This is a genomic window from Pseudomonas sp. NPDC089401, assembly GCF_044749485.1.
In the GTDB taxonomy this organism is placed as follows: Bacteria; Pseudomonadota; Gammaproteobacteria; order Pseudomonadales; family Pseudomonadaceae; genus Aquipseudomonas.
The window spans coordinates 166,475-184,466 of record NZ_JBIVIA010000011.1; the positions used below are offsets into that span (position 1 = coordinate 166,475).

The window sequence follows — 17,992 nt, forward strand, 5'->3', positions numbered from 1 at the left end:
AGGCGGCGCCACCCGCCAGGGTGCGCCGCCGAAAATCAGATACGCCGTGCCGCGTAACGCTTGAGCATGCTCGGCACGTCGAGGATCAGCGCAATGCGGCCGTCACCGGTGATGGTGGCGCCGGACATGCCCGGGGTGCCTTGCAGCATCTTGCCCAGCGGCTTGATCACCACCTCTTCCTGGCCCACCAGCTGGTCGACCACGAAGCCGATGCGCTGGGTGCCGACCGAGAGGATCACCACATGGCCTTCGTGCTGCTCTTCGTGCACCTGGCCCTGGACCAGCCAGCGCTTGAGGTAGAACAGCGGCAGCGCCTTGTCGCGCACGATCACTACTTCCTGGCCGTCGACCACATTGGTGCGCGACAGGTCGAGGTGGAAGATCTCGTTGACGTTGACCAGCGGGAAGGCGAATGCCTGGTTGCCGAGCATCACCATCAGGGTCGGCATGATCGCCAGGGTCAGCGGCACCTTGATGACGATCTTCGAACCCTGGCCCTTGGCCGAGTAGATGTTGATCGAGCCGTTGAGCTGGGAGATCTTGGTCTTCACCACGTCCATGCCGACACCGCGGCCGGACACGTCGGAAATCTCGGTCTTGGTCGAGAAGCCCGGAGCGAAGATCAGGTTGTAGCAGTCCGATTCGCTCAGGCGATCGGCCGCGTCCTTGTCCATCAGGCCCTTTTCCACGGCCTTGGCGCGCAGGATGTTGGGGTCCATGCCCTTGCCGTCGTCGGAGATCGACAGCAGGATGTGGTCGCCTTCCTGCTCGGCCGACAGCACCACGCGGCCGGTCCGGGCCTTGCCCGAGGCCTCGCGCTCGTCGGGCATCTCGACGCCGTGGTCGACCGCGTTGCGCACCAGGTGCACCAGCGGGTCGGCCAGGGCCTCGACCAGGTTCTTGTCGAGGTCGGTCTCTTCGCCGACCAGTTCCAGGTTGATCTCTTTCTTCAACTGGCGGGCCAGGTCGCGGACCAGGCGCGGGAAGCGGCCGAAGACTTTCTTGATCGGCTGCATGCGCGTCTTCATCACCGCGGTCTGCAGGTCGGCGGTGACCACGTCGAGGTTGGACACGGCCTTGGACATGGCCTCGTCGCCGCTGTTCAGGCCCAGGCGCACCAGGCGGTTACGCACCAGCACCAGTTCGCCGACCATGTTCATGATCTCGTCCAGGCGCGCGGTGTCGACGCGCACGGTGGTTTCCGCTTCGCTGGCGTGCTTCTCGGCAGGCGCGGCCGCGGCGCGGGCCGGAGCCGGGGCAGCCGGCTTGGCGGCGGCAGGAGCGGCAACCGGAGCCGGCTTGGCGACCGGCTTGCTGTCGACCTTGGCCGCAACAGGGGCGGCAACGGCGGCAGGCGCCTCGGCGGTGACAGCATCGCCGGAGAACTTGCCCTTGCCGTGCAGCTGGTCCAGCAGCGCTTCGAATTCGTGCTCGCTGATCTCGTCGCCAGCGGCGGGTGCCGGGCTTTCGGCGACCACGGCAGCCGACGGCAAGACGTCGGCCTGGAAGGTGCCCTTGCCGTGCAACTGGTCCAGCAGCGACTCGAATTCTTCGTCGGTGATTTCGTCGCTGGCCGGGGCCGTTGCCGAGGCCACCGGTTCGGCCGCCGCGACTTCCGGCGAGAACTGGCCCTTGCCGTGCAACTGGTCGAGCAGCGATTCGAACTCGGCATCGGTGATGTCGTCACCGCCGCCGACCAGGGTCTCGCCCTGCAGCTGCGCATCGACTTCGGCGGCAGCCGCTTCGGCCTTGACCGCATCGAGCGAGTCGAGCAGTTGCTCGAACTCGGTGTCGGTGATGTCCTGCTCGGCGGCCACAGGTTCAGGCGCAGCCGCGACCACCGGCGCCGGCGCGTCGGCGCTGGCCGGTTCCGCCAGGCGCGACAGCGCCGCCAGCAGCTCGGGCGTGGCCGGGGTCACGTCAGTGCGCTCGCGCACCTGGCCGAACATGCTGTTGACGGTATCCAGTGCTTCGAGCACCACGTCCATCAGTTCCGCGTCGACCCGGCGCTCACCTTTGCGCAGGATGTCGAACACGTTCTCGGCAATATGGCAGCACTCCACCAGCTCGTTGAGCTGAAGGAAGCCGGCGCCCCCTTTTACAGTGTGGAAACCGCGAAAGATGGCATTGAGCAGGTCGGCATCGTCGGGCCGGCTTTCCAGCTCGACCAGTTGCTCGGACAGTTGCTCAAGAATTTCGCCGGCTTCTACCAGGAAATCCTGAAGGATTTCTTCATCGGCGCCGAAGCTCATTAAACGTGCTCCTTAAAAACCCAGACTGGACAGCAGATCGTCGACGTCGTCCTGACCGGACACGACGTCTTCACGCTTATCGGCATGAATCTGCGGACCTTCACCCCGAGTCGGATGTTTTTCTTGATCTTTTTCAGCGCGCAGCTGCTGGTGGTCATGTTCGATACCGGCAAAACGGTCGACCTGACTGGCCATCAGCACGAGCTTGAGCAGATTGCTTTCGACTTCGGTCACCAGCGCGGTGACGCGCTTGATCACCTGGCCGGTCAGGTCCTGATAGTCCTGGGCCAGCAGAATGTCGTTGAGATGCCCGGCGACCTGGCGGTTGCCCTCGGCACTGTGCGTCAGGAAACTGTCGACGCGCTTGACCAGTTCGCGGAACTCCGGCGCTGCGACTTCGCGGCGCATGAAGCGCTGCCAGTCGACGCTCAGGGTCTGCGCCTCGGCCGCCAGGTCGTTGAGCACCGGGGTGCTCTGCTCGACCAGGTCCATGGTGCGGTTGGCGGCGCCTTCGGTGAGCTTGACCACGTAGGACAAGCGCTCGGTGGCGTCGGTGATCTGCGAGACTTCCTCGGCCTGCGGCATGCGCGGGTCGATCTGGAAGCTGACGATCGCGCTGTGCAGCTCACGGGTGAGCTTGCCGACTTCCTGGTACAGGCCACGGTCGCGGGTCTGGTTCAGCTGATGAATCAGCTGCACGGCATCGCCGAAGCGCCCCTTTTCGAGGCTCTCGACCAGTTCCTGCGCGTGCTTCTTGAGGGTCGTTTCGAACTCCCCCAAGGACGTGTTTGATGACTCCATGGCGCCCCCTGACCCGACTCAGCCGTTGACGCGTTCGAAGATCTTCTCGATCTTTTCTTTGAGCACCTGGGCGGTGAACGGCTTGACCACGTAGCCATTGACGCCGGCCTGGGCCGCTTCGATGATCTGGTCACGCTTGGCTTCGGCGGTCACCATCAGCACCGGCATGCCTTTGAGGCGCTCGTGGGCACGGACCTTGCGCAGCAGGTCGATACCGGACATGCCCGGCATGTTCCAGTCGGTCACCAGGAAATCGTAGTGGCCGCTTTCGAGCATCGGCAGCGCGGTGGTGCCGTCGTCGGCCTCGTCGGTGTTGGTGAAGCCCAGGTCACGCAACAGGTTCTTGATGATCCGCCGCATCGTCGAAAAGTCGTCAACGATGAGGATTTTCATATCTTTGTTCAAGTAGACCTCCAAGCAGTCTCAAACGCGCTCGGCCCCGAGCGCGCGCATTCATTCAATTCGGTGCAACGTGGAAAACGTACGTGGAAAACGACTGCAACGACCCCAGGCTCAACGCGCCCGCCATTCCCCCAGGCGGCTGCGCAGGCGCGCGGCACACTGGCTGTGCAACTGGCTGACCCGCGACTCGCTGACGCCCAGGACCTCACCGATTTCCTTGAGGTTCAGCTCTTCGTCGTAGTACAGCGCCAGCACCAGCCGCTCACGCTCCGGCAGGTTGGCGATCGCATCGGTCAGGGCAGCCTGGAAGCGCTCGTCCTCCAGGTCGCGTGACGGCTCGATCTGGCCACTGGCGCCATCCTCGTGCAGGCCCTCGTGCTCGCCGTCCTGCAACAGGTCGTCGAAGCTGAACAGGCGGCTGCCCAGGGTATCGTTCAAAATCCCGTAGTAATCATCGAGACTCAACTGGAGTTCGGCAGCAACTTCATGATCTTTAGCGTCGCGGCCCGTTCTTGCTTCGACGGCGCGCATCGCATCACTGACCATGCGCGTGTTGCGGTGCACCGAACGTGGTGCCCAGTCGCCCTTGCGGACCTCGTCGAGCATCGCCCCGCGGATGCGGATGCCGGCGTAGGTCTCGAAGCTGGCGCCCTTGCTGGCGTCGTATTTGTTGGCGACTTCGAGCAGGCCGATCATGCCGGCCTGGATCAGGTCTTCGACCTGCACGTTGGCCGGCAGGCGTGCCAGCAGGTGGTAGGCGATGCGCTTGACCAGCGGCGCATAGCGCTCGACCAGCTCGTACTGGGCGTCCTTCGACGCCTTGCTGTACATCTTGAATCCGCTCGCGCTCATAGCACCGGCCCTGCGCTGGTGGGCTGCACCAGGCGCTCGACGAAGAACTCCAGGTGCCCGCGCGGGTTGGCCGGCAGCGGCCAGCTGTCGACCTTCTGCGCAATGGCCTTGAAGGCCAGGGCGCACTTGGAGCGCGGGAAGGCTTCGTACACCGCGCGCTGCTTCTGCACGGCCTTGCGCACGCACTCGTCGTAGGGCACGGCGCCGACGTACTGCAGGGCGACATCCAGGAAGCGATCGGTGACCTTGGTCAACTTGGCGAACAGGTTGCGCCCTTCCTGCGGGCTCTGGGCCATGTTGGCCAGCACGCGGAAACGATTCATGCCGTAGTCGCGGTTGAGCAGCTTGATCAGCGCGTAGGCGTCGGTGATCGAGGTCGGCTCGTCGCACACCACCAGCAGCACTTCCTGGGCGGCGCGAACAAAACTGACCACCGAGTCACCAATCCCCGCAGCGGTGTCGATCACCAGCACGTCGAGGTTGTCGCCGATCTCGCTGAACGCCTGGATCAGCCCGGCATGCTGCGCCGGCGCCAGGTGCACCATGCTCTGGGTGCCGGAGGCGGCCGGCACGATGCGCACCCCGCCCGGCCCCTGCAACAGTACATCGCGCAGCTCGCAGCGGCCTTCGATGACATCGGCCAGGGTGCGCTTGGGGGTCAGCCCCAGCAGCACGTCGACATTGGCCAGGCCAAGGTCGGCGTCCAGCAGCATCACCCGGCGGCCGAGTTCGGCCAGCGCCAGCGACAGGTTCACTGAAACGTTAGTCTTGCCGACGCCACCTTTGCCACCGGTCACGGCGATCACCTGTACGGGATGCATGCTACCCATGTTCGTTATTTACCTTGTCTCGCTTGGACCCGCACCACGCGCAATGCGCGACAGCCGGCTCCGGAATGTAGGTATTTTGCATACGTCGCTCCTCAACCCGCGCGCCGCGGGTTGTGGTAGAGATCAGCGAACATGTCGGCCATCGCCTCTTCGCTGGGCTCGTCCTGCAACTGCACGTTGACCGCGCGGGTCACCAGCTGGTGCGGGCGCGGCAGGTGCAGGTCGTCAGGAATGCGCGGGCCATCGGTGAGATAGGCGACGGGCAGTTCATGACTGATGGCCAGGCTCAGCACATCGCCGAGGCTCGCCGTTTCATCGAGTTTGGTCAGGATGCAGCCGGCCAGGCCGCAGCGCTTGTAGCTGTGGTAGGCAGCGGTCAGCACCTGCTTCTGGCTGGTGGTGGCCAGCACCAGGTAGTTCTTCGAGGCAATGCCGCGCCCGGCCAGGGTTTCCAGCTGCATACGCAGGGCCGGGTCGCTGGCCTGCAGGCCGGCGGTATCGATCAGCACCACGCGCTTGCGCAGCAGCGGCTCCAGCGCCGCCGCCAGGGACTGCCCTGGGTCGACATAGGTCACCGGCACGTTGAGGATGCGGCCCAGGGTCTTGAGCTGCTCCTGGGCACCGATGCGGAAGCTGTCCATGCTCACCAGGGCCAGGTTCTGCGGGCCGTACTTGAGCACGTAGCGCGCGGCCAGCTTGGCCAGGGTGGTGGTCTTGCCCATGCCGGCCGGGCCGACCATGGCGATCACCCCGCCCTCCTCGATCGGCTCGATCTGCGGCACTTCGATCATCCGCGCCAGGTGCGCCAGCAGCATGCGCCAGGCCTGGCGTGGCTCTTCGATCTCGCTGGTGAGGTCAAGCAGCTCGCGGGCGATCGGGCCGGACAGGCCGATGCGCTGCAGGCGGCGCCAGAGGGTGGCCTGCGCCGGCTTGCTGCCTTGCAGCTGGTTCCAGGCCAGCGAGCCAAGCTGCACTTCGAGCAGCTCGCGCAGGCCCGACAGCTCGGAACGCATGGCGTCGAACATCCGCGGATCGACCGCCGGCTGCGCCGGCGCGGGCGCCGGGGCCGGCGCATCCACATGCGGTTCGATCAACGGCTCGGCGGCGGTCAGCGACTGGCCGGCGAACAATTGGCGGTTGCCTTCGCTGGCCTCGGCGCGGTTGTCCAGCTCGGCCTGGGCGGTGGCGATGCGCGACTGGGTCTTGCGCAGCTCTTCTTCGAGCTCGGCATTGGGCACGCGCGGGGCCAGCGCGGACAGCTTGTAGTCCAGCGCAGCGGTGAGTTCGACCCCGCCGGCGATGCGCCGGTTGCCGATGATGGCGGCATCGGAGCCCAGCTCATCACGGACCAGCTTCATGGCCTGACGCATATCGGCGGCGAAAAAACGCTTAACTTGCATAACCCACTACCTCAGCCGTTGGGGCCCACGGTGGCAACGATGGTGACTTGCTTGTTATCCGGTATTTCCTGATACGCCAGAACATGCAAATTCGGTACAGCCAGGCGGCCGAAGCGCGACAGCATGGCACGGATCGGGCCGGCAACCAGGAGAATGGCCGGCTGGCCTTGCATCTCCTGGCGCTGGCAGGCATCGATCAACGAGCGCTGCAGCTTTTCGGCCATGCTCGGTTCAAGAAGCACTCCGTCTTCCTGACCTTGCCCGGCCCTTTGCAAACTATTGAGCAAGATCTGTTCCAACCTTGGCTCCAGAGTGATCACAGGCAGCTCGGACTCAACGCCGACAATGCTTTGCACGATGGCGCGACACAATCCGACGCGCACCGAGGCCACCATCGCGGCGGTATCTTGACTCTTGCCGCCGTTGTTGGCGATGGCCTCGGCGATACTGCGGATATCACGCACCGGCACCTGCTCGGACAACAGCGCCTGCAGGACCTTGAGCAGCCCCGACAAGGAAATGACGCCCGGCACCAGCTCTTCGGCAAGCTTCGGCGACGCCTTGGCCAGCACCTGCAGCAGCTGCTGGACCTCTTCGTGGCCGATCAGCTCGTGGCAGTGCTTCTGCAGGATCTGGTTGAGGTGCGTGGCGACCACGGTGCTGGCGTCGACCACGGTGTAGCCCAGCGACTGCGCCTGGGCGCGCTGACCGATGTCGATCCACACCGCTTCCAGGCCGAAGGCCGGGTCGCGTGCGGCGATGCCGTTGAGGGTGCCGAACACCTGGCCGGGGTTGATCGCCAGCTCGCGGTCGGGGTAGATCTCGGCCTCGGCCAGGATCACCCCCATCAGCGTCAGGCGATAGGCGCTTGGCTGCAGGTCGAGGTTGTCGCGGATGTGCACGGTGGGCATGAGGAAGCCCAGGTCCTGGGACAGCTTCTTGCGCACCCCCTTGATCCGCGCCAGCAACTGGCCACCCTGGTTGCGGTCGACCAGCGGAATCAGGCGGTAGCCGACTTCCAGGCCGATCATGTCGATCGGCGTCACATCGTCCCAGCCCAGCTCCTTGGTTTCCAGCGCACGCTGCGGCGACGGCAGCAGGTCCTGCTGGCGCTGCACTTCCTGCTGCGCCTCGACCTTGGCCTTCTGCTGCTTCTTCCACACCAGGTAGGCGCCGCCAGCGGCCAGCAGGCCGAGGCTGATGAAGGCGATGTGGGGCATGCCCGGCACCAGGCCCATGACGATCATCAGCGCCGCGGACACCGCCAGCGCCTTGGGCGAATCGAACATCTGCCGGTTGATCAGCTTGCCCATGTCCTCGGAGCCCGAGGCGCGGGTGACCATGATCGCGGCCGCAGTGGACAGCAGCAGTGATGGCAATTGCGCCACCAAACCGTCACCGATGGTCAGCAGGGCATAGACCTTGCCGGCGTCGCTGAACGACATGTTGTGCTGCAGCATGCCGATCAGCATGCCGCCGATCAGGTTGATGAACAGGATCAGCAGGCCGGCGATGGCGTCGCCGCGGACGAACTTGCTGGCACCGTCCATCGAGCCGTAGAACTCGGCCTCCTGGGCCACCTCGGCGCGGCGCGACTTGGCCTGGGCCTGGTCGATCAGGCCGGCGTTGAGGTCGGCGTCGATGGCCATCTGCTTGCCGGGCATGGCGTCGAGGGTGAAGCGCGCGCTCACCTCGGAGATCCGCCCGGCGCCTTTGGTCACCACCACGAAGTTGATGATCATGAGGATGGCGAACACCACCGCACCGACCACATAGTTACCGCCGATCACCACCTCGCCGAAGGCCTGGATCACCTTGCCGGCAGCGCCGTGGCCCTCCTGGCCGTGGAGCATGACCACACGGGTGGAGGCGACGTTCAGCGCCAGGCGCAGCAGGGTCGCCACCAGCAGGATGGTGGGGAACGCGGCGAAGTCCAGCGGGCGCAGGGCATACACGCAGACCAGCAGGACCACGATCGACAGGGCGATGTTGAAGGTGAAGAACACATCCAGCAGGAACGGCGGTATCGGCAACATCATCATTGCCAACATCACCAGCAGCAGCAGCGGCACGCCCAGGTTGCCCCGGCCGAGGCCGGCCAGGTTGTTGCGGGCGTTGCTGATTAACTGAGTGCGATCCACCGCGAGTCCTCTTGATGCAAAACTTTGACGCCCAAGGGGCGCTTGGGCGAGGCATTGCAAGAAGCCTTCCAACTTTGCTCGGCAGGGGATTTATGTTGCCTGTACCGGCCTCTTCGCGGGTGAACCCGCTCCCACAGGGATATCACAAGGCTTGAGTGCGCGAAGAGGCCGGTACAGGCTGAATCAGTTGTCGCGGCGTAGATCCGGCGGAATCGGCAGGTCTTCCTTCAGAGGCTCGGGCCGCTTGCCCTTGCCCGAGCGGTACTGGCGGATCTGGAACACATAGGCCAGCACCTGCGCCACCGCCAGGTACAGCCCCGCCGGGATCTCGCCCTCGACCTCGGTGGAGTAGTAGATCGCCCGCGCCAGGGCCGGCGACTCGAGAATCTGGACCTTGTGCTCGACACCGATCTCGCGGATCTTCAGGGCGATGAAGTCGGTCCCCTTGGCCACCAGCAACGGCGCCACCCCACCCTTCTCCGGGTCGTACTGCAGCGCCACGGCATAGTGGGTCGGGTTGGTGATGATCACGTCGGCCTCGGGCACCGCGGCCATCATGCGCCGCTGCGACACCTCGCGCTGCAGCTGGCGGATGCGCTGCTTGACCTCGGGCTTGCCCTCGCTGTCCTTGTACTCGTCCTTGACCTCCTGCTTGGTCATCTTCAGCTTCTTGTGGGTCTGCCACAGCTGGAACGGCACATCCGCCGCGGCGATCAGCAGCAGGCCGGCAGACATCCACAAGGCACTCCAACCCACGACCTGGACGCTGTGGATGATCGCCTGCTCCAGCGGCTCGTTGGCGATCGCCAGCAACGCCTGGCGGTCGTTGCTCAGCACCACCAGCGCCACCAGCAGGATCACGAAGAACTTGGCGATGGCCTTGAGCAGCTCGGTCAGGGCATGCATCGAGAACATCCGCTTGATCCCCGCCAGGGGGTTCATGCGGCTGAACTTGGGCTGCAGCAGGCTGCCGGAAAACAGGAAGCCGCCCAAGGCGATCGGCGCCAGGAAGGCGATGACGAACAACAGGATCAGGATCGGCTGCACCGCCCAGATCGCCATCTTGCCCGAGGTCAACAGGAACGCACCCATGGCCCGCTCGTCGACGATCACTTCACGGGGCAGGCTGAAATTCATGCGCATCAGCGCCATCAGCGTTTCCGCCAGGTGCCCGCCGAACGCCAGCAAACCGCCAGCACCGGCCAAGGTCACGCCAACCGTGTTGAGCTCCTTGGAGCGGGCGATCTCACCTTTCTCGCGCGCGTCGCGCTTGCGCTTGTCGGTGGGGTCTTCCGTCTTGTCCTGACCGCTCTCGCTTTCCGCCATGCTCAGGGCGCCCTTGCCAGTTCACGCAGCCACTGCAGCGCTTCACTGGCCAATGCCTGGTAGTGGGAGAGGATATCGGCAAGGCCGACCCAGAAGATGCCGATGCCCAGCACCAGGGTCAGCGGGAAGCCGATGGAAAAGATGTTCAACTGCGGCGCGGCGCGGGTCATCACGCCGAAGGCGATGTTGACCACCAGCAGCGCGGTGATCGCCGGCAGGATCAGCAGCAAGCCGGCACCGAACACCCAGCTCAGGCGCCCGGCCATCTCCCAGAAGTGGCTGACCACCAGGGCATGCCCCACCGGCAAGGTGGTGAAGCTCTCCGTGAGCACTTCGAACACCACCAGGTGCCCGTTCATCACCAGGAACAGCACGCTCACCAGCATGGTCATGAACTGGCTGACCACCGCCACGTTGACGCCGTTGGCCGGGTCGACCATCGAGGCGAAGGCCATGCCCATCTGCACGGCGACGATCTGCCCGGCGATGACAAAGGTCTGGAACAGCAGCTGCAAGGAGAAGCCGAACAACGCGCCGACGATGATCTGCTCGCCGCACAGCAGCATGCCGCGCAGGCTGATCGGGTCGAATTCCGGCAGCGGCGGCAAGCCCGGCACGATCACCACGGTGATCGCCACCGCCGCGTACAGGCGGATGCGTGCCGGCAGCATGCGGGTGCCGAAGATCGGCATGGTCATCAGCACCGCCGTCACCCGGAACAGCGGCAGGATGAAGGTGGCGACCCAGGTGCCGATCTGCGCGTCGGTCAGCTCCAGCATGGCGGCGTCAACCGATCAACTGCGGGATGCTGGTGTACAGGTTGGTGATGTACTCCATGAACTTCTGCACCAGCCAGGGCCCGGCGACGATCAGCGTGACCAGCATCACCAGCAGGCGCGGCAGGAAGCTCAGGGTCTGCTCGTTGATCTGCGTGGCGGCCTGGAACATCGCCACCACCAGGCCCACCAGCAGGCTCGGCACCACCAGGATGGCGACCATCAGGGTGGTCAGCCACAAGGCATCTCGGAACAGATCGACAGCGACTTCTGGGGTCATGCGAGGGCTCTCCTTGACGGCGTCAGACGCCGCCGAAACTGCCGGCCAGGGTGCCCATGATCAGCGCCCAGCCATCGACCAGGACGAACAGCATGATCTTGAACGGCAGCGAGATGATCAGCGGCGACAGCATCATCATGCCCATGGCCATCAGCACGCTGGCGACCACCATGTCGATGATCAGGAACGGGATGAAGATCATGAAGCCGATCTGGAACGCGGTCTTCAGCTCCGAGGTGACGAACGCCGGCACCAGGATGGTCAGCGGCACCTGGTCGGGGCCGGCGATGTCGGTGCGCTTGGACAGGCGCATGAACAGGTCCAGGTCGCTCTGCCGGGTCTGCGCCAGCATGAAGTCCTTGAGCGGGCCCTGGGCTTTCTCGATGGCCTGCTGGGCGGTCATCTGCTCGCTCAGGTACGGCTGCAGCGCATCCTGGTTCACCCGGTCGAACACCGGCGCCATGATGAACATCGTCAGGAACAGCGCCATGCCGGTCAGCACCTGGTTCGACGGCGTCTGCTGCAGGCCCAGGGCCTGGCGCAGGATCGAGAAGACGATGATGATGCGGGTGAAGCTGGTCATCAGGATGACGAACGCCGGAATGAAGCTCAGCGCCGTCATGATCAGCAGGATCTGCAGGCTGACCGAGTACTCCTGCTGGCCGTCCGGGCCGTTGGACAGGGTGATGGCCGGGATCGACAGCGGGTCGGCCGCCAGGGCCAGCGGCGCGGCCAGCAGCAGCGCCAGGGTCACTACAATGCGCAGCGCACTGCTCATCACTTCTTGTCCTTGTGGTCCTTGCCCATCAGCTCCATCAGGCGCTGGGCGAATTCCGGGGTCGCCTGGCGGGCACTGGCCGGCACCTCGACGGGTTCGGCCAGCACATGCAGTGCCTCGATGCTGCCGGGGGTGTGACCGATGAGGATCTGCTCCTTGCCGACCTGCACCAGCAACAAGCGATCACGCGGGCCGATGGCACGGCTGCCAACGATCTCGATCACCTGCCCGCCCTTGGGCGCGGCACCTTGCATGCGCCGCAACAGCCAGGCCAAAAAGAAGATCAGGCCGACCACCAGCAACAGGCCGAACACCATCTGCGCCAACTGCCCGCCCAGGCTGCCGGGCGCGGTTGCCGGCGCCGCGGCAGGCGTGGCGGCGGCGATGGCCAGTTCGCTGACCAGCAGCGCGGCCAGGGCCGTCACGGCCCGCATCGTGCCCTTCACTCAGCGCAGCTTCTTGATACGTTCGCTGGGGCTGATCACGTCGGTCAGGCGGATGCCGAACTTCTCGTTGACCACGACCACTTCGCCATGGGCGATCAAGGTGCCGTTGACCAGCACGTCGAGCGGCTCGCCAGCCAGGCGATCGAGTTCGATCACCGAACCCTGGTTGAGCTGCAGCAGGTTGCGGATGTTGATCTCGGTGCTGCCCACTTCCATGGAAATGCTCACCGGGATGTCCAGGATCACGTCCAGGTTCGGGCCTTCGAGGCTGACGCTCTCGTTCGGCTTCGGCGAGCTGGCGAATTCTTCCATCGGCAGGCGGCCGGTGCCGCCATTGCCGCTGTCGCCACCGAGCAGCGCGTCGATATCGGACTGGCCGGCATCGCCGGTTTCTTCCAGGGCCGCGGCCCACTCGTCGGCCAGGGCCTGGTCTTCCGCGGAAGTGATCTCGTTTTCGTTAGCCATGATGTCCTCGACAGGCATTCAATTCGTTATGAGCGACCGGCACGCCGTCAGCGGCGTTCGATCGGGTCGATGATCTGCAGGGCCAGGTTGCCCTTGTGCGAGCCCAGCCGCGCCTTGAACGACGGCACGCCATTGGCGCGCAGCACCAGGTGTTCGGGCAGCTCCACCGGGATCACGTCGCCAGCCTGCATGTGCAGGATGTCGCGCAGCTTCAGCTGGCGGCGGGCGACCGTGGCGGTCAGCGGCACCGACACATCCAGCACGTCCTCGCGCAGGGCCTTGACCCAGCGTTCGTCCTGGTCGTCGAGGTCGGACTGGAAGCCGGCGTCGAGCATTTCCCGCACCGGCTCGATCATCGAGTACGGCATGGTCACGTGCAGGTCGCCGCCGCCGCCGTCCAGTTCGATGTGGAAGGTCGACACCACCACCGCCTCGCTCGGGCCGACGATGTTGGCCATGGCCGGGTTGACCTCGGAGTTCATGTACTCGAAGTTGACCGGCATGATCGCCTGCCAGGCTTCCTTGAGGTCGATGAAGCACTGGTCCAGGACCATGCGCACCACGCGCAGCTCGGTGGGGGTGAACTCACGCCCCTCGATCTTGGCGTGACGACCGTCACCGCCGAAGAAGTTGTCCACCAGCTTGAACACCAGCTTGGCGTCGAGAATGAACAGCGACGTGCCGCGCAGCGGCTTGATCTTGACCAGGTTGAGGCTGGTCGGCACGTACAGCGAGTGCACGTATTCGCCGAACTTCATCACCTGCACGCCACCCACCGCCACGTCCGCGGAGCGGCGCAGCAGGTTGAACATGCTGATGCGGGTGTAGCGGGCGAAGCGCTCGTTGATCATTTCCAGGGTCGGCATGCGACCCCGTACGATCCGATCCTGGCTGGTCAGGTCGTAGCTCTTGATGCTGCCGGGCTCGGCAGCGCTCTCGGTCTGTACCAGACCGTCGTCGACGCCATGCAACAGGGCATCGATCTCATCCTGGGACAGCAGGTCCTGAACGGCCATTGCGGGCTCCTACTGCAATACGAAATTGGTGAACAGCAGCTGGTCGACCACCGGCTTGCCGACTTCCTTCTGCGCCACTTCCTGGACCACCGCGGTGGCTTTCTGGCGCAGCATCTCCTGGCCCACCGAACTGGCGGCCAGGGTGTCGAAGCCCTGCCCGGAGAACATCATCACCAGGTTGTTGCGGATCACCGGCATGTGCACGCTCAGGGCGTCCAGGTCGGCCTGGCTGCGGCCTTGCATGGTGATGCTCAGCTGCATGTAGCGCTGGCGGCCGTTCTGGTTGAAGTTGACCACGAAGGCCGGGGCCAGGGGCACGTAGATCGCGGGTGCCTTGACGTTGGTTGCCGCCGCTTGCGGGGCGGGCGCCGATTCGCTCTTGTGCATGAAGAACCAGGTGGCGCCCACCGACAGGCCGACCGCCAGCAACAGGGCCAGCACCAGCAGCAGGATCAGCTTGAGTTTGCCTTTAGTGGCGGGGTCTTTCACTGCGTCGCTCTTCGCCATGCCAATAATCCGTCGTCCATCGGGGTTTCAAGGGAGGATGACGAGGCTTGAGCAAGTGTTATGCCAGGTTTTTCAGAATGTGTTTTCCAATGCCGGCCCTTTCGCGGGTAAACCCGCTCCCACAGGGTTCAGCACAGGCCTTGAGACCGGCGCAATCCCTGTGGGAGCGGGTTTACCCGCGAAGAGGCCAGATCAGACGACAGAAAACTCAGGCATAGAAATCGACCGCACTGTCGCCCACGACCACCTGCTGTTCGACGACCGGGGAGGACGCACCAGCCAGCTCACCCTGCTCGCCGCCGTTCTGCGCCCGTCGCGCCGCCACGCCGGACAACGGCGAGCCGTCCTGCTGTTGCTGCGCCTGCTGTTGCTGCTGGCGCGACTGATCGGCGACGTTGACGTCCGGCTGCGCCAGGCCCTGCTGGGCGAACAGCTCGCGCAAGCGGTGTACCTGGCTGTCCAGGGCATCCCGCACACCAGCATGGCCACTGATGAAGGTGACCTGGGTGGACTGATCCGTCGCGACATTGACACGGATGTCCAGGCGCCCGAGCTCGGCCGGTTCCAGCTGGATGTCCGCCGATTTCAGGTTCTGGCTGGACAGGTACATGACCCGGTTGACCAGGCCTTCGGCCCAGGCGCTCTGGTTCATCTGCAGCGGCTGGTTCAAGGGGCTCGGGGTTACCGGCACGGCATTGGCGGTCTTGGCGGTAACCGCCTGGGTCAGGCTGGCCAGGCGATTGGCGAAGTCATCGACGCGGGTATCGCTGCTGGCACTCTTGGTGTCCTTCAGGCCATCTTCGATCAACGCCCCGAAGGCCTTGTCACCGGATTGGGATTGCCCCTTCTCGGCCTCGACCTTGTCGAGCAGGGTCGCCAACGGATTGACGGCCACTGCCTGGCCGTCATCGGGCTGGGATTTCGAAGTATCGGCGGCATGGGCCGAGGTGGTGCCCTTGGCCTGAGCGTTCTGCTCCAGCGCCAGGCGCAGGGTCGGCAGGTTGGCCAGCGGGTCGGCATCCGGGTCGAAGGCCTCGGCTTCGGGCTCCGTCGCGGCTGCCGGCGCGGGCGCTACCGGCACCGGCGCTTGGGCGGCGGCCTGCAGCACCGGCGCTACGGCCTCGGCCTGGGCCTGAAGGAGCTGGGCACCGGGTTGGGCATCGGTGACTTGGCCGGCAACCAGCGAAGCATCCAGCGAAGTGCCGTCGCCACTGACCACGTCGGCGCTGGCCGCATCGGTGGCGACGGCCGGGTCATCGGCTGGCAACTTGTTGCCGTCATCGGCAACCGCCGGTTTGTCGGCGGGGTCTTTCTTGCCGCCCTGGGCGACTTCGGGCTTGTCCTTGGGCTTGGCCTGGGCAACCTTGTCATCACGCGCCGGGACCTTGTCGCGCCCCTGCCCGGCCATCACCTGATCAAAGCCGCCGCCCTGCCCGCCCGCCGCCTGCGGCGACTTGTCCAGCACCGAGGCGCCCGCACGGGACGGCTTGCTCAGGGTGGTGGATTGCAACAAGGGGTTGGATGCGACAGGCATTGAACGGGTCTCCGCGCCAGAAACTGGAATATCATCTGGCCACAGAGAGGCAAAAGTCGCGCCAACTTTCCGCTCAGCCGGCAGAAACCCGTTCGCGCTCGCCACGGTAGAAGCGCTCCACCTCCAGGTATTCCTGGTCGATGCGCTGGATCAGGTCCTCGATGCCATGCAACGGGCGCTCTCTGACCCGCTGCTCCAGCTGCTCGCAGAGCTTGGCCAGGCGGGCCGCGCCCATGTTGCTGCTGCTGCCCTTGAAGCTGTGGGCGGCCATGCCGAGCTCGTCAGCGCTCCTGGCCCCATGCAGCTGGCTCAGGCGCCGCTCGGAATCTTCCAGGAAGGTTTCCAGCAGTTGCAGGTAGCCATCTTCCATGACCTCCTGCAAATCACTGAGGACCTTGTGGTCAATATGCATGTCAGTCACTTGTTCACTCCTTGATCAAGCCGGATTATGCCTCAGCCGCCCCGCGGCACTCCAGGCGGCTCGCCAGGCGTTTCACCAGACAAACCGCACCCGCGCGCAACGGCCTCCCTCGCGCCATTCGGCACTGCTGGCCAGGCGCTGCACCAGGTTCAGACCGCGCCCGCTCAGGCGCCGTTCCCGCGAAGGCTGCGCCATCACCCTGTGCACGTCGAACCCTGCGCCACTGTCGCGAACATCGATCGTCAGACGCCCGCCACTGCCTTGCGGTTCCACCTGCAGGTCGATGCGCACGAAGCCATCGGCCAGGGCATCGAGACGCCGGGCGCGCTCCTCATAATAGTCGGCAAAACCCTGCACATCACGCTTGAGCTGCGAATCCAGGCCCAGCACGCCGTGCTCCACGGCGTTGGAATACAGCTCGCTGAGCACACCGTGCAGGGCCCCAGTACGTGGCCGCAGCCCATGGATTTCCTGCAACAGCTGCACCAGGTAGGGCACCGGGTTGAAACGCTTGAGGCTTTCGCCGCGCAATTCGAAGCCCAGCGACCAGTCCAGCGGGCTGGAACGCCCGCTGTCGGAATACAAGGTGGGCGTAGGGATCCGCTCTTCGGCGGTGAACATGCGGATGTCGCACAGGCTGAAATCGTCCCGGGGACGCCCGCCAAAGCGCTCCAGGGCCTGCATCAGCTCGTCGAACAGGCACTGCGGCTGACGATTGGCCGCCATCACGTCGCGCAGGCGTTCCACGCCGAACAAACGATCCTGCTCGTCTGCGGTATCGACCACGCCATCGGACAGCAACAGCAGCCGCTCGCCGGCCGCCATCGGCAGCACCTCGGTGCTGTCGTCGAAACGCTCCGCCGCCAGGATGCCCAATGGCAGGTGGCGCGACGCCAGGCAACCGAGCACCTCGCCGGTCGCCGACAACCGATAGCCATCGGGCATGCCGCCGTTCCACACCTCCACCGAGCCGCGCTGCACGCTGATGCTCAGCAGCAGCGCGCAGCAGAACATGTCCACCGGCAGGATGCGCTTGAGCTTGGCATTCATCTCCCGCAGCATCTGCGCCAGGCCATAGCCCTTGGCGGTCATGCCATAGAACACCTCGGCCAGCGGCATGGCGCCGACCGCGGCAGGCAGCCCGTGCCCGGTAAAATCGCCGAGCAGCACGTGCATGTCGCCCGCCGGGGTGAACGCGGCCAGCAGCAGGTCGCCGTTGAACAGCGCATAGGGCGATTGCAGGTAGCGGATATTCGGCGCAGTGATGCAGCCGGAGTGGGCGACCTTGTCGAACACCGCCTTGGCCACACGCTGCTCGGTGAGCAGGTGATGATGGTGGCGGGCGATCTCGTCACGCTGCTGCAGCACGGTTGCCTGCAGCCGGCGCAGGCGGTCCATGGCGCGGATCTTGGCGGCGAGGATCACCGCGCTGTAGGGCTTGGCCATGAAGTCGTCGCCCCCGGCCTCCAGGCAGCGGACCAGGGCATCCTCTTCATTCAGCGAGGTCAGGAAGATGATCGGCACCAGCGCTTCGCCGGCCAGCGCCTTGATCCGCCGCGCCGCCTCGAAGCCGTCCATCACCGGCATCAGCGCATCGAGCAGGACCAGTTGCGGGCGCTTTTCGGCAAACAGCGCCACCGCCTGCTCGCCGTTTTCCGCAGTGAACACCTGGTGGCCCTGGCGGCGCACGATCTGCGCCAGGAGCAGGCGGTCGACCACGCCATCCTCGGCCACCAGCACGGTCAAGGCCTGTTCGGCAGGCATG

18 protein-coding genes are annotated in these 17,992 nt (G+C 65.2%); all 18 read right to left on the reverse strand.

The features are described 5' to 3' along the window. Positions 1-35: 35 nt before the first annotated feature. Complete coding sequence (locus tag ACIP21_RS23075; RefSeq protein ID WP_400692558.1) at positions 36-2,252, reverse strand: chemotaxis protein CheA; 2,217 nt, start codon at positions 2,250-2,252, stop codon at positions 36-38. A gap of 12 nt (positions 2,253-2,264) precedes the next feature. After that, positions 2,265-3,053: a protein phosphatase CheZ gene (locus tag ACIP21_RS23080; RefSeq protein ID WP_400692561.1), complete on the reverse strand. Its 789-nt coding sequence runs from the start codon at positions 3,051-3,053 to the stop codon at positions 2,265-2,267. Between the two features lie 18 nt (positions 3,054-3,071). Then, positions 3,072-3,446 (reverse strand): chemotaxis response regulator CheY, encoded by a 375-nt coding sequence (locus ACIP21_RS23085; protein WP_133328372.1) that lies wholly within the window; start codon positions 3,444-3,446, stop codon positions 3,072-3,074. 120 nt (positions 3,447-3,566) lie between these two features. Next, a complete protein-coding gene (fliA, locus tag ACIP21_RS23090; RefSeq protein WP_400692564.1) occupies positions 3,567-4,307 on the reverse strand; it encodes an RNA polymerase sigma factor FliA in 741 nt (246 codons plus the stop codon). Next, positions 4,304-5,146 carry a flagellar synthesis regulator FleN gene (gene fleN, locus ACIP21_RS23095; protein WP_400692687.1) on the reverse strand — a complete coding sequence of 281 codons (843 nt, stop codon included), beginning with the start codon at positions 5,144-5,146 and terminating at the stop codon, positions 4,304-4,306. Before fleN ends, fliA begins: the two co-directional genes overlap by 4 nt. 83 nt (positions 5,147-5,229) lie before the next feature. Then, positions 5,230-6,537 carry a flagellar biosynthesis protein FlhF gene (flhF, locus tag ACIP21_RS23100; RefSeq protein ID WP_400692566.1) on the reverse strand — a complete coding sequence of 436 codons (1,308 nt, stop codon included), beginning with the start codon at positions 6,535-6,537 and terminating at the stop codon, positions 5,230-5,232. An 11-nt stretch (positions 6,538-6,548) separates the two neighbouring features. Next, on the reverse strand, positions 6,549-8,678 hold the full coding sequence (flhA, locus tag ACIP21_RS23105; protein ID WP_400692568.1) for a flagellar biosynthesis protein FlhA: 2,130 nt from the start codon (positions 8,676-8,678) through the stop codon (positions 6,549-6,551). A gap of 183 nt (positions 8,679-8,861) precedes the next feature. Continuing rightward, complete coding sequence (gene flhB, locus ACIP21_RS23110; RefSeq protein WP_400692571.1) at positions 8,862-10,004, reverse strand: flagellar biosynthesis protein FlhB; 1,143 nt, start codon at positions 10,002-10,004, stop codon at positions 8,862-8,864. 2 nt (positions 10,005-10,006) lie between these two features. Beyond that, positions 10,007-10,783 carry a flagellar biosynthetic protein FliR gene (gene fliR, locus ACIP21_RS23115; protein WP_400692574.1) on the reverse strand — a complete coding sequence of 259 codons (777 nt, stop codon included), beginning with the start codon at positions 10,781-10,783 and terminating at the stop codon, positions 10,007-10,009. A 7-nt stretch (positions 10,784-10,790) separates the two neighbouring features. Further along, positions 10,791-11,060: a flagellar biosynthesis protein FliQ gene (fliQ, locus tag ACIP21_RS23120; protein WP_400692576.1), complete on the reverse strand. Its 270-nt coding sequence runs from the start codon at positions 11,058-11,060 to the stop codon at positions 10,791-10,793. A gap of 22 nt (positions 11,061-11,082) precedes the next feature. Continuing rightward, complete coding sequence (gene fliP / locus ACIP21_RS23125; protein WP_400692579.1) at positions 11,083-11,838, reverse strand: flagellar type III secretion system pore protein FliP; 756 nt, start codon at positions 11,836-11,838, stop codon at positions 11,083-11,085. Further along, complete coding sequence (gene fliO, locus ACIP21_RS23130; RefSeq protein ID WP_400692582.1) at positions 11,838-12,272, reverse strand: flagellar biosynthetic protein FliO; 435 nt, start codon at positions 12,270-12,272, stop codon at positions 11,838-11,840. The genes fliP and fliO overlap by 1 nt, the downstream gene beginning before the upstream one ends. A gap of 12 nt (positions 12,273-12,284) precedes the next feature. Then, on the reverse strand, positions 12,285-12,749 hold the full coding sequence (gene fliN / locus ACIP21_RS23135; RefSeq protein ID WP_400692585.1) for a flagellar motor switch protein FliN: 465 nt from the start codon (positions 12,747-12,749) through the stop codon (positions 12,285-12,287). Between the two features lie 47 nt (positions 12,750-12,796). Then, positions 12,797-13,765 (reverse strand): flagellar motor switch protein FliM, encoded by a 969-nt coding sequence (fliM, locus tag ACIP21_RS23140; protein WP_400692588.1) that lies wholly within the window; start codon positions 13,763-13,765, stop codon positions 12,797-12,799. Positions 13,766-13,774: 9 nt separating this feature from the next. Further along, complete coding sequence (fliL, locus tag ACIP21_RS23145; protein ID WP_400692590.1) at positions 13,775-14,272, reverse strand: flagellar basal body-associated protein FliL; 498 nt, start codon at positions 14,270-14,272, stop codon at positions 13,775-13,777. Positions 14,273-14,480: 208 nt separating this feature from the next. Next, complete coding sequence (locus tag ACIP21_RS23150) at positions 14,481-15,806, reverse strand: flagellar hook-length control protein FliK (RefSeq protein ID WP_400692592.1); 1,326 nt, start codon at positions 15,804-15,806, stop codon at positions 14,481-14,483. 73 nt (positions 15,807-15,879) lie between these two features. Further along, complete coding sequence (locus ACIP21_RS23155) at positions 15,880-16,227, reverse strand: Hpt domain-containing protein (protein WP_400692595.1); 348 nt, start codon at positions 16,225-16,227, stop codon at positions 15,880-15,882. 72 nt (positions 16,228-16,299) lie between these two features. After that, positions 16,300-17,991 (reverse strand): SpoIIE family protein phosphatase, encoded by a 1,692-nt coding sequence (locus ACIP21_RS23160; RefSeq protein ID WP_400692598.1) that lies wholly within the window; start codon positions 17,989-17,991, stop codon positions 16,300-16,302. Position 17,992 lies beyond the last annotated feature (1 nt).